The sequence below is a fragment of the Lactococcus hircilactis genome, from assembly GCF_009601015.1.
Classification (GTDB): Bacteria; Bacillota; Bacilli; order Lactobacillales; family Streptococcaceae; genus Lactococcus; species Lactococcus hircilactis.
In genome coordinates, this window is sequence record NZ_WITJ01000005.1 from 132,476 (window position 1) to 145,117 (window position 12,642).

The following is a 12,642-nucleotide window of genomic DNA, read 5'->3' on the forward strand; positions in this document are numbered from 1 at the left end:
TATCTTTATTATAACACTTTCGTTTACATTTGTAATCAGATTAGTTTTGAAAATAGAGTGTACTGATGAAAAGAAGTGTCTTACTTCTTTTTTTCTCTGAGTTTTTTGAGTAATGATGCTGCAAGTGCTTGATTCATCTTTTTTTCTTGTCTGAGCAGTTGCGTCAGTGCGCTAACCTCATCACCAGAAGCACCGACAGATAAAGCGAGACTTCTTGCTTGAAGACTCATGTGTCCTTTTTGAATTCCTTCAGAAACAAGTGCACGAAGGGCCGCAAGATTTTGAGCCAGTCCAACAGCTGCGATTGTTTTTGCAAGTGATTGAGCATCTGTAATCTGCATGATTTCAAGTGCTACTTTTGCTTTTTCAAGGACTTTTGTGCCTCCACCAACGGAGGCAACGGCTAGTGGTAATGTGAGCGTCCCAAAGAGTTTGTCAGCACTGACAGACCAGTCGCCAAGACCTTGGTAAGTTCCTGATCTTGCAGCGTAAGCATGTACCGCAGCATTGACTGCTCGACTATCATTTCCTGTGGCAATCACAACGGCTTCAATTCCGTTCATGATGCCTTTATTGTGTGTGGCCGCACGATAAGCATCAAGTTTTGCAAATTGAGAAGCGCGTTCAATTTTTTTGGCGACAGCTAATCCATCTCCTGTTTTTGACAATCGCTCAACTGGAATTTCACACGTGACCGTGACAAGTGATTCTGTTGCGTAATTACTCAGAATGCTAAACAAGATTTTTTCATCAGGAAACCACTCATAAAAAAGCGCTGAAACACCTTCTAAAATCGCATTGACGATATTCGCTCCCATCGCATCTTTGACATCAATTTGAAAATCAATCGACAAAAAACCTGAGTCAAAAAATCGACTGTCAATGTGTCTTAAACCGCCGCCACGTTTGACAATAGAAGGATAAGCTTCTTGAGCTTTTTTGAAAATTGCATCGTGATGCGTTGCTATTTTTTCTGTCAGTACTGACAGATTCTTGACGTCGTAAAAGACGATTTGACCGCGCATTAAGCGCTGTGAAATTTCTGCGACAAAACTTTGTGCCATGCGTGCCCCATTGCTTGCGGCTGCAATGACGGAGGGCTCTTCTGTCGCCATCGGAATCAGAATTTTTTTGTCATTAATGACAAAATTTTGAGCCAGTCCAAGTGGAATCTCAAATTCACTGATTTGATTTTCAATCAAATTATTCGCAACGACAGCATCAAGCGCCGTCTGCTCTAGGATTGCTCTTGAATCCGCTGACAAATTTAGGTGATCAAGACGTTCTTTAAGCGTCATTTGATAAAATTTTTTATTCATTTTTCTTCTTTAAGGGGATCAAAATTTGGATTTTCTATTAATACTGCAAGTCCAAGTCCTCCGCCAATGCAAAGACTTGCAATGCCAAAGTGCTTATTTTCTTGTTTGAGCTGATGCGCTAAAGTGCCGATAATTCGAGCGCCAGTGCTTCCAAGTGGATGTCCTAAAGCAATTGCACCACCGTAAATATTAATTTTATCACTTGGAATCCCTAGTGTTTTTTCAATCACTAGACTTGATGCGGCAAAAGCTTCGTTGATCTCAAATAAATCAATCTCTGAGCACGTCATTTGTGCGCTTTTAAGAACTTTTTGGATGGCTTTAATGGGTGAAATCCCCATATTTTCAGGCTCAACGCCTACTTCTGACGTTGCTTTGATGACCGCAAGAACGTCCAAATGATGCGTTTTAGCAAATGTATTTGACGCAAGAAGGAGCGCAGATGCGCCATCACTCACTGGAGAAGCGTTACCTGCAGTCAATTTTCCATCGGTTTGATAAACCGCACGCAAAGCCGCCAGTTTTTCAAGTGAAGTGTCCGCGCGCGGGCATTGATCAAAATTTGCGTCAGCACTGACAGAAACTAATTCGGCGTCAAATTTTCCTGCTTTTTGTGCAGCAAGTGCTTTTTGATGAGAACGATACGAAAATTCATCCATCGCTTCACGACTAATGCCGTAACGCTCTGAAATAACCTCAACTGTGTTTCCCATCAAGCGATCCGTAAACGCATCTAAAAGTCCATCTCTTGTCATTGCTGACAGCGCTTGTCCATCTTGTGACCATGCAACATCTGGCGTATTAGACATGATTTCGACGCCACCAACAAGTGCCACTTGCGCTTCTCCTAAAAGGATGGATTGACGCGCTAAAATCACCGCTTTCATTCCGGAACCACACACCTCATTGATTGTCATTGCAGGGACCTCAACAGGAAGTCCTGCTGTAATTCCAATCTGACGCGCAATATTTTGTCCTTGTCCTGCTGTGATGACTGAGCCAAAAATCACCTGCTCCACAGCAGCTTTAGCTACTGGATTTTTTTCGAGTAATTTTTTCACCAAAATACTGGCAAGCGTACTACTTTTGTAGTCACTCAAAATTCCTCTATATTTCCCAATTGGGCTACGTAAACTATCTAAAATAACTGTTTCGTTGATCATGATAATGTCTAATTCCTTTTACAATTCACTTCTTTTCTTAACAATTATATCATAGCATAGCGTTTGCTTCTCATTTAAACTTTCATTCAAAAAACCGCGGTGGTGTTTCAAAAGCAAGAAAACGTTCTCCTTTTCGCGCGTAACATTCAAACGCGAACTTCTTAAAAAATCTATGTTATAATACGATTATGGAAAATAATGAATTAAAAGTGGGGATTGACAAATTATCTTTTTTTGTTCCTCATTATTATGTTGATATGAGTGATCTTGCACGAGCACGTCACGTCGATAAAGCCAAATTCCATATCGGAATTGGTCAAGATGAAATGGCCGTTAGCCCTGTCACTCAAGACATCGTGACCTTTGCAGCATCAGCAGCCAATCAAATTTTAGATGAGCAAGACAAAGCTTTAGTTGATTTGGTCATTGTTGCGACCGAATCAAGCATTGATGAATCGAAAGCTTCTGCAGTGATTGTGCATGGCTTATTGGGTATTCAACCCTTCGCACGCTCGATTGAGATGAAAGAAGCATGTTATGCCGCGACTGCTGGAATTGCAAGTGCGGTGGATTATGTTCGCTTGCATCCAGAAAGAAAAGCACTCGTGATTGCATCTGATCTTGCCAAATATGGCCTAAATTCTGGCGGAGAACCCACCCAAGGAGCGGGAGCGGTTGCGATGCTTATCAGCTCAAACCCTAAAATCCTTTTTGTCAATGATGATGCACTCACGCTCACACAAGACGTCTATGATTTTTGGCGTCCCACAGGACAAACCTATCCGAGCGTGGATGGTCAATTTTCAAATGCGGTCTATATTGAATCGTTCAGTCGCGTTTGGGATGAATACGCTAAGCGTACAGCGTCTCAATTCAGTGATTTTGCAGCACTTGCCTTTCACACACCTTATACAAAAATGGGAAAAAAAGCATTGCTTCCAAAACTAGAAAATGAAACAGAATCCGTAAAAACAAGACTTTTAACACAATTTGAACGAGCGATTACTTACAATCGTCGTATAGGAAATCTCTACACAGGATCGCTTTATTTAAGCTTGATTTCTCTTCTTGAAAATTCTGAAACGCTCAAAGCAGGAGATAAAATTGGACTGTTTTCATACGGTTCTGGTGCGGTCGCTGAATTTTACTCGGTCGAACTCGTCTCTGGTTTTGATCAACATCTCAAAAAAAACGAACACGAATTATTGCTTCATCAGCGCGAAAAACTATCAATCCGTGCGTACGAAAAAATGTTCGAAGAAAAAATTGACCTCAATCACAATGAAACATTCTCAGATGAAACCCCGTATGCCATCTCCGAAATCAAAGCCAATCATCGCCTATACCGTCAAAAATAAAAAAATCCTGTCAGTACTAAAATGCCCCAAGAATAAGCAGCGTTTAAAAACACTTATTCTTGGGGCATTTTATTTTGTATTGAACTATTTTCTTTTAGAAAATAAAATTACGGTGTAAAAAGCTTCTAAGAAATTCGATTTTCCAGAAGTATTTACTCCAATTCACGGCTTTTTTTGATTTTGCTCTATCGTTTCCACATCATAAAAAGAAATAGCTCCTATAATCTATAAAAAAGCATTTCTTACTGGTAAAAAATTGACTTTTTTAATCTCTATTTTATTTAGCAATTTTTGGTTACATCACTTTATTTCTCAAGGCATCTCTGACGCCACGCGCATCCCCATTGACATAAAAACGGACACCCAGAAGGCGAACATTGTCGTCTTCTACCAGAACTTCTGATGTATTTAATGATTGAAGTAAATCCTCTTTCCATTGATCTCGCTCTAAAAGTTGCGCGCCTTTAGGTTCGATATAGACCTGTACAATCTCACCAAACGAACCTAGATATAACACAAAGTCAGGCATGAACCCTGCATAATGTCCCCCATCAACCACAAATTCGTGAAGTTTTAGACCATTGCCACGTTCATCATTTCTAATCAGATAAACATCCTCATATTTTTTCTGAAGTTGTTCCACATACCCTTCAATCAAATCAATTAAACGCTCTTCAAGTCCGTCTACAATGGCATCCAAATGTGGGAACCAGTCCTTGCCTCTCATGTCTTTTGCACGAATGATTTGAGAAATAACCTGTCCAGAAACTTGATCACTGAACTTTTTATCATAGTCTTGAACGATTTCACGCACAGGCACACCAATAAAATGATTTGTCCCACGCTGTTTTTTGTAATTCATTAAAATACTACGCTGAATATAAGCCAAATACTGCTCCACAGCTTTGAGTTGTAACTCTGATGTAAATGTCTGTCCCTCTGCCAAAGTTACTTTTAGCTCAGGAATCGCACCCATCCATTCGCCATCTTCTAAAAAACTTCGGATGGATTTTAAATTTGGTAAATAGCCTCTCAGACGATTAAAACGGTAAAAAGGATTACGCGCCATCGCTTTTTTAAGTAAGCGCTTAGATATGCCTGCATTGAGTTTTAATATTTTCGTCGTGGTTTGTACATCCCCTAAAATGACGCCAGCATTCTCCTCAATGACGCTTAATGATAAATCAACCTCAGGAAGTTCCGCCACACGCACACCGTATTTTACAAGTGAATCCCAATCATGAGTCGGAATATCTTCAACGGTATTGTAATAAAGTTTTCCAGATTGATAAACCTTTGTTTTCTTGAACTTTTCTTTCACGCTAGTGGATAATAATTCAAAACTTGAATCATCTTCCACTGGTAAGTCCATCTCATCAAGTGATTTACGGAGATTTTCCAAGTATTTTGGCTCATTAATCGTATGATAATCCAAATATTCCAAGACTGAACAATCACTATCAGAAGCATCAAAACGTCGCGTAAAGGATTTTTCCCCCTCATATTCAAAAGGATAATAGCGTGCACCACGTCCTACGAGTTGGGCTTCCGAGTTGGTTGCTGTTTTAGTTGTTGCTTTTTCAGCTCCTTTTGAAATCCGCACAATATCATAAAGATTGAGTACGTCCCAACCTTCAGAGAGTTTTGCTACTGCAAAAATTACCCGAAAAGGATTATCCGCTTCTTCTAGTGAATTAAGATTTTTCAAGTCATTCAAATCGCCCAAAATTCCATCAGAAGCGGTATCATTGACATTAATTGTATTTAGTGCATTAAAATCTCTTTGTAGCTCAACCACGAGTTCTGCAAGATTTTTAGCTGAGAAATAGCCATAAACCTTCTTCAAAATGATTGAGTTTGTCGACTTTTGACTTTGCTCAATAAAGCTTCTTAACGCTTCTACTGTTAATCCATCTAGCAATTCTAAAAAGTGGTCGCGTGTTGCTTTAGAAATATCAATCTTATTCGATTTAAAAAGGATAACAGGTTTAAAATCAGCGATGTGATTCTCCCGTGCGATATGTTTTCTGTATTGTGAAAGTAACACAGCATTGAGCATCTTCTGCTCATCATCTGCATTTGCCTGCAAATAACGGACTTTTTTAGAATAACCATCTCGTACAAAGCGTGAAAGCTCATATTGAGCCACGATTTTATTCGCATACTTGTTGCGAATAGCTTCATTTTGCAGATCAATCGTCGCGGTAAATTCAAACTGGCGATTAGCTGGATTGGTCTGGCGGATATGATCAAGGACATTTTCCCACGCACGGTCTTTTTTCTCTCCAGCCGACTTCGTTCCTGCCGAGAAATGATGCGCCTCATCAGCTAAAATCACGAGCTTTTGTCCTGCAAGTTCTTCATAAGTCAAGCCATTTTCTCGATAAGAGGATAGCTCATTTGCCAAAGTTTGCACCGTTGTCAAGCGCAGATAAAGCACACCTTTTTCAGGACGATTTGGAAAACGTCTGACTTCACGAATCTCTAGTTTTTCTCCTTCAATCATCAGATTTTGCGAAAAAAGATATTTGGGCGAGCTGCTATTGATGAGATTTTCTCGTGTTTTTGCAACAACGGCATTCGTATTTACCACAAAAAGGAAGTTTTGCATCCCAGCTTCATAATACATATAGAGCATGAGCGCTGCCATGACATCCGTCTTTCCCGAACCCGTCGCCATGTGAAAAAGGAGCTGATTAAACCGACTATTGGCATTACTGTCGTTTTGTGTATAGTTCAAATTACGGATACTGCTTTCTTGATAAGCACGCAAATCGTGTTTGAGGTTTAAGCGGATGTATTCAGGAAGTTGAGGGACGCCAAAAGACCGTCTCGGATCCTCTTGACGGAAAATGTCTTTGTAGAAATCTTCTATTTCTTGTAAAAGAGGAAGTTCGATTTTTTTGGTAATGACTTTCTTTTGTGGCATGGTTTGACTTTCTAGTAGTTATGGTGTACAATGTTAGTACAAACTTTGGAGAGAATAATTATGGAAAATATGATTGAAAAAAATGATCGGATTGCCATTCGCACCAATAAACTATTGAAGGAAAAAGCAACCGCTGTTTTTGCAAAAAATCAGGTGGATTTATCAACAGCTATCAATATGTTTTTGAAACGCGCTGTTGAAGAAGACCGTATTCCACTCGATTTTCGCACACCTGAACAACTTGAGGCTGAATATCAATGGCTAGAAAAGCGACTTTTAGCAGCTGAGGAGCGACGGAAAAATGAGACAGCTGTGTATTACACACTAGACGAAGTAGAGAATATGTTGGACACACGAGCACATCATGCTCAAGTGGTAGAGCCAACCGCGGAGTACAAAGCAGATGATAAAGATTGACTTTGATGCTGAAGCACGAGAGCAAATTTTTGCCATTCAAGATTATATTGCTCATGAACTTGAAAGTCCGCGCGCTGCCTTAAAGAAAGTCAGAGAAATTACTCAAGCGATTCGTTTGCTTGAAACCTTTCCCGACTCAGGCAATCTCCTCACCAACATTTATGAGAAAGAATAACTCTAATTTGAACTATCTGTAAATTCCGGATAGTTTTTTTTATTAAAGATTTAAAAAATTTGTTATAAAAAACTATGCGTTATCTTACCCGTAGTATCATGTACCTGATTTTTTCTTATCTGAGCTTTGTTTATTTTTAAGAGTTTCTCCGTTCACCATAGACTTTCTATATTCTTCAACTGGTTTTTCATAAAGTACAATATATACGAATCCTGCTAAGCAAAATATTAGTGCTAATAGCAATATAAAACCCACCATATTAAACATGAATCCACTAATAGTCCATTGTTCAATAAAATATTGTTTATAAACGCTTGTAAAAAATTTTATTATTTGATTTTTGTTGGTATCAGTCTCAAAAAATTTTCTAAGATGTTCAAATATCAAATAACTAAAAGAAAAGCTGACAATTCCTAATCTAATTAGGTTCCATTGTCGTTTAATTCTAACAATACTATCCTCAGCTTTTCCATCATTTATATACAACTTATCATCATACCAGTTCAAAGCCAGCAAAAGAGCTATAGCCCCTCCCATTACATCAGCAGCATTTAAGTTAAGAAAAACTATAACTGTAAAAAGCAGTACAACACTTATTGATAATACGATAAGACGAGATTTTAAATAGCCTCGAAGAGAGCCTTTTTTTTCTTTTTTTTCTTTTTTGTATTCATTATAATCTTCTATAATTGATTGAGAATCCATACTTAGCATTAAGATAATAATATTTCCAAATAATAATATCATAAACGAGAATACTAAATTATATAGTGAAGTTACAGCTTCTCCCTTTGTACCTATACCAAAGCTTCCCAGTAAGTATAAAATACTAAAACCATTTACCCATAAAAGTGCTGTATAGCTTTTCTTTCTTTTTCCTTTCCCCTTTTTGCTTATTCCTCCAATTTTGTCTTTTCTATATCTTTTTTGCCATAAAAATATTTTCACACAAAAGATAATTTGAATCACTAACTCTGCCAAAAGAAATAGCTTCGTTGTCAAGATTCCTCTTGGTAACACTCTTAGAATTAACAACATTAAAAATAGAAAAGCTATTGGGATAAGTGGCAAATATGATATTTCGATTTTTATTTTATGATTTTTCATTTTAATGCTGTTTGCAAAAATTGAACTAATGCAGTTACTGCTGCTCCAAATTCTACTGTGCCTTTAATCCCTTTTAGTCCTAATAAAGCTGTCCTTATTAGGCTCTTCTTTGGTTTTTCTGGCTCCTGCAGTAATTGAATAGTTTCTACAAAATCATGCACTTCCTCTTGCTCTTCGCTTGTTAAATTTTTAGCAAGTTCCTGTACTTCTACCAGTAATTTTGCTAATAGTTTCGTATCAATTCCATTGTTTTGTGTGGCATTAATGGTGGAACTATCAGCAGCTACATTTACTTGTCCGCCGTTTGCAGTGATATTATATTTTATTGTTTCATCAATTCCCATGTCAATTCCTATCTTCGTCAAATGTATTTCAATATGTGTTATCAGCACCATAACTACCCTAGCATTAAAACTATCCAATTTGTCTTGATATTTATTAGAATTTGAATAGCCAAATGTAATTCCATGAGAGAAATTAATGTCATTTTCCGTACAATATTTAAGCAGATGAAAAATATTAGTTACTTCTTCATCGTTGGAATTACCTAATTCAAAAATACTATCATATAAATTCTGAACAGTTTCGACTTCTGTTTTAACATCATAAGAAGGACTGCCACAATCTTTGATATACTCATAAATTAGTTCGTTTCCCATTAGAAAAGAAATAAACTTCTTCAAATTATTTTCGTAGTCATTAAAATCAGATTTTATTAGCCGATTACAGATACTATTAAAATCATACATAATTTTTCTGAGTTCTTTTTTATTCAGTTCCAAAATCTTTTACCCCACAAAACGGACAATAGCTACTCGTCATTTCTAATAATGGTTTTATTTTTGCAGTTCTGGCACAGCATTGATAAAGACGAACATTCATTGCTTCAATAGTTGAACGTATAGGAACTTCATATTCCTCTGTTGGCTTTTTGCCAGCTTTAAAACTCAACCCACTTCCTGAAAATTCTTGTTCCCACTTTTTCATTTCTTGAAATATCAAATTATTTGCGTAATTTCCCACCTTTGAAAGTGCAAGTTCAATGATATCATCAGTAAGATAATTTTCACTTGATAATCCACAAGCTGGACAAAATATTTGAAGAATTCCATCATCTTCTACATCACTCGGTTTCACTTTAAAGTAGTTTGTACATTTTGGACATTTGAACAATATGTATCCATCATTATCTGTCGGGATTTTTATTTCAAAGTTTGTATCAGTCACAACTGTCCCTCATAAAATTTATCATTAAATCCATAATCCTCATCACTCACCAAATCACGAACATCTGTATCATCTATCTCTGAATATTGATAATAGAGTTGATTTTTATCTATGATTTGGAGGAGGAGCTTTTTGCGGTCGGTGAAGTTCATGTCTTGCGTGTCGGTTTTAAATGTGTCAAGGTCAACTCGAAAATCAAATTCAGCAGTGCCTTCAACCATACGGTCATAGACAACTTCAAGAGCTTGATTGTCTTTTGATGCTAGTATATCTTTGAGATAGCCTTGGTTTTTCTCGAAAAGTTCGGTGTAGATGAAGCTGCCGCCGCCTTGCCAGTTGACTGCTTTGGAAATACCTCCCTGTTCGCCAGCGATAACTTTTTTGAGGCGCTCAACGGAAACGGTATTGATGTAGTCCATCTGCTCAATGCCGATGAAACGGCGGTGCATTTTCATCGCGACGGCTTGCGTTGTTGCGGAACCCATGTGGAAATCAAGAACTATATCATTTTCTTTAGTTGATGCTTGAATAATTGTTTGCAATAATCTTTCTGGTTTAGGATATTCAAATCGTCCGTCTCCAAATAATTTTTTTATCTCCTGAGAAGAATTTGAAGAAAAGCCGTGCTCATTGAGGATTGTCGGCAAAGTCACACCATCACGTACTTCTGACAAATAACGCTTCAAAAATGGTGTACCTGTTTTTTCTCTAAAACCAATTCTTCCCTCAGAAAGATACTGATCTACCTTTTCAGCATTATATAACCAACATTTTCCTTCTGCTGGAAAAAATTCTTCGCCAGTTTTCACATTTTTAATTGGAAATACTAAAGAAGCAACAAATCTATTTCCCTTGCCATTTGCACTTAAATCTGCAGATGTCCAAGAACCATTAGGATCATTATCAGGATTTTTATATTTTGCCTTTGATTCCTCACTTCGTGGCTGAAGATAAAGCTGAATAGATTTCTGATTTTTTGCATAAACATGAACATATTCGTGCATTCTTCCTATTGGTCTATCATTAGGTGCGGTCGTACGTTTACGCCAAATAATGGTTGTATAAAAATTTTCACGTCCAAATACTGAATCCATTAGAACTCTTAAATAGGCTTGTTCGTTATCATCACAACTTACGAAAATTGAACCATTTTCTGACAGTAGTTCTTTAGCAACTTCCAAACGATTTTTAACGAAAGTTAGCCAAGCGGAGTGGTTGAAATTGTCGTTGTAGTTGAAGCTGTCATTCCCCGTGTTATAAGGTGGGTCAATATAAATCAGCTTGACTTTCCCAGCATAGCGTTCCTTGATACTATGCAGGGCAATCAAATTATTCCCTTTGATGATAAGATTATCGTCATCAGAAAAGCTACTGACAGGCGTGCCGTCAGGATTTTCAGTGTCATATTTTCTGGTATTGATAAAAATCTTCGGCTCAAGGAGCATGTCAATCTCGGATTTGGCGATGACTTCATTAAGAAAGGGTTCGTCGGCGTTTTTGTCGTCTTCCTTCGTCATGCCGGCTTTCAAAACGGTATCTTTGAAAGGAAAGTCAAGGACGACATCAGCAGTCTCGTCGATAAACTTGCCGCCAGCGGTGAGTCCAATCTTGTTGGAATACTTGGTATAGCTGTCCTCCCAGTATGCTTTGTAGGTGAACATTTCGATGAACTGGTTGAGCTTGAAAATCGTGGTGTCGCCGATAGCTTCGGTATAAGTCTTTGCTATGAGCGGACTTGCGAGTAGCTCTTTCATGAGAATAGGCGTGTACTTGTCAAGATCTTCGATAAGTTTTGAGCGCTTGAGTGCGCCTGTGTCTTTCAGATAGGTGTCACCAAAGCCTTTCAGAACTTTTTTGACTTCTTGAATGATTGTTGAATCTACGGTCATAAGTCTCCTAATTTTTGTAACTATACTATTTTTTATCCTAATTTTGTAATCATTTTTTCTATATCATTATATCACATCTCATCACTTACTGCGCAAGCGATTGGCAAAAGTCATTGTTGAAAAAGCTGACCCCGATGGATTATCGGAATCAGCTTTTCGTAGCTTGTGTATTTATGTTGTGCTTGACTGGGAGTTCTGTCAGTGCTGACAGAAATTTTTTCATTCCATTATTGGTTTAAAAGACTCGCTGCAGCTTCGTCAGCAATGACAGTCACGTGAGGGTGCTTTTTAAGCAGTGATGCTGGCAAATCAATGCTCACTTCTCCTTCAATCATGCCTTTAAGTGCTTGCGCTTTTTCTTTTCCGTAAGCCATCAAAACAATTTCTTTTGTTTTCATGATCGTCGCAAGTCCCATTGAAATTGCTTGTTTTGGTACTTCTGCTTCATTTTCAAAAAATCTTGCATTGGCTTTAATCGTCGAAGGAGTCAAATCAACCACATGAGTGGTCACCGTTTCTTTTGTTCCTGGCTCATTAAATCCAATGTGTCCATTTTGTCCGATTCCAAGAATTTGCCAATCAATCGGGTGATTTGCGATCACTTGATCGTACGCTTTCACCTCAGCATCAAGATCAAGTGCCTTTCCATTTGGAAGAAAATTTTCTTTGAACGGTTTTTCATCAAACAAATGCTTATTCATAAAGTAGCGATAAGATTGCTCATTTGAACCATCAAGTCCAACATATTCATCCAAGTTCACAGAAGTCATCTCAGAAAAATCAAGTGATGAATTGACGACCTGATTGTAAAATTCAACTGGCGTTGAGCCTGTCGCAAGTCCAAGCGTTTTTGCTCCATTTTGCATCGCTTGACTTAAAAGTTTCAATCCTGCTTTACCGCCTTCAAGTTGGTTTTTAACAATGATAAGTTCCATAATGATCATTCTCCTTTGAATGTGATTTTAATTGGTATATATCAATTTCTATATTCTAATTATAGCACAATAAAATACCTTGTCAAGACATTTTACTCTTTTTTTAAAAAAAAATGAAAAAAA

At 37.7% G+C, this 12,642-nt stretch carries 11 protein-coding genes; 3 read left to right on the top strand and 8 right to left on the bottom strand.

The annotated features are described in order from the left end of the window. Positions 1 to 80: 80 nt before the first annotated feature. On the bottom strand, positions 81 to 1,319 hold the full coding sequence (locus tag GHI93_RS04805; protein ID WP_153495931.1) for a hydroxymethylglutaryl-CoA reductase, degradative: 1,239 nt from the start codon (positions 1,317 to 1,319) through the stop codon (positions 81 to 83). Further along, a complete protein-coding gene (locus GHI93_RS04810) occupies positions 1,316 to 2,479 on the bottom strand; it encodes a thiolase family protein (protein ID WP_343030314.1) in 1,164 nt (387 codons plus the stop codon). Before GHI93_RS04810 ends, GHI93_RS04805 begins: the two co-directional genes overlap by 4 nt. A 191-nt stretch (positions 2,480 to 2,670) precedes the next feature. On the opposite strand from GHI93_RS04810, the gene GHI93_RS04815 reads away from it, so the two are divergent. Continuing rightward, positions 2,671 to 3,840 (top strand): hydroxymethylglutaryl-CoA synthase, encoded by a 1,170-nt coding sequence (locus GHI93_RS04815; protein WP_153495933.1) that lies wholly within the window; start codon positions 2,671 to 2,673, stop codon positions 3,838 to 3,840. A 295-nt stretch (positions 3,841 to 4,135) separates the two neighbouring features. On the opposite strand, the gene GHI93_RS04820 is transcribed toward GHI93_RS04815, so the two are convergent. Beyond that, complete coding sequence (locus GHI93_RS04820; RefSeq protein WP_153495934.1) at positions 4,136 to 6,769, bottom strand: DEAD/DEAH box helicase family protein; 2,634 nt, start codon at positions 6,767 to 6,769, stop codon at positions 4,136 to 4,138. Positions 6,770 to 6,829: 60 nt separating this feature from the next. Here GHI93_RS04820 and GHI93_RS04825 point away from each other — a divergent pair, with 60 nt between their 5' ends. Both GHI93_RS04825 and GHI93_RS04830 read left to right on the top strand, forming a co-directional pair. Further along, the gene (locus GHI93_RS04825) at positions 6,830 to 7,186 is read left to right on the top strand and encodes a type II toxin-antitoxin system RelB/DinJ family antitoxin (protein WP_170272390.1); all 357 of its coding nucleotides are present in this window, start codon (positions 6,830 to 6,832) and stop codon (positions 7,184 to 7,186) included. Beyond that, positions 7,173 to 7,361, top strand: coding sequence for a type II toxin-antitoxin system RelE/ParE family toxin (locus GHI93_RS04830; RefSeq protein ID WP_153495936.1), 189 nt, complete (start codon positions 7,173 to 7,175; stop codon positions 7,359 to 7,361). Before GHI93_RS04825 ends, GHI93_RS04830 begins: the two co-directional genes overlap by 14 nt. A 96-nt stretch (positions 7,362 to 7,457) precedes the next feature. Here GHI93_RS04830 and GHI93_RS04835 read toward each other — a convergent pair whose 3' ends face one another. The 5 genes from GHI93_RS04835 to GHI93_RS04855 form a co-directional block, all read right to left on the bottom strand. After that, positions 7,458 to 8,363 (bottom strand): hypothetical protein, encoded by a 906-nt coding sequence (locus GHI93_RS04835; protein ID WP_170272391.1) that lies wholly within the window; start codon positions 8,361 to 8,363, stop codon positions 7,458 to 7,460. Between the two features lie 101 nt (positions 8,364 to 8,464). Then, positions 8,465 to 9,250 (bottom strand): hypothetical protein, encoded by a 786-nt coding sequence (locus tag GHI93_RS04840; protein ID WP_211368878.1) that lies wholly within the window; start codon positions 9,248 to 9,250, stop codon positions 8,465 to 8,467. Beyond that, positions 9,237 to 9,695 carry a TFIIB-type zinc ribbon-containing protein gene (locus tag GHI93_RS04845; protein WP_211368879.1) on the bottom strand — a complete coding sequence of 153 codons (459 nt, stop codon included), beginning with the start codon at positions 9,693 to 9,695 and terminating at the stop codon, positions 9,237 to 9,239. The genes GHI93_RS04840 and GHI93_RS04845 overlap by 14 nt, the downstream gene beginning before the upstream one ends. Then, on the bottom strand, positions 9,692 to 11,584 hold the full coding sequence (locus GHI93_RS04850; protein ID WP_153495938.1) for a site-specific DNA-methyltransferase: 1,893 nt from the start codon (positions 11,582 to 11,584) through the stop codon (positions 9,692 to 9,694). Before GHI93_RS04850 ends, GHI93_RS04845 begins: the two co-directional genes overlap by 4 nt. Positions 11,585 to 11,811: 227 nt before the next feature. Continuing rightward, the gene (locus tag GHI93_RS04855; RefSeq protein WP_153495939.1) at positions 11,812 to 12,519 is read right to left on the bottom strand and encodes a glucosamine-6-phosphate deaminase; all 708 of its coding nucleotides are present in this window, start codon (positions 12,517 to 12,519) and stop codon (positions 11,812 to 11,814) included. Between the last annotated feature and the right edge of the window lie 123 nt (positions 12,520 to 12,642).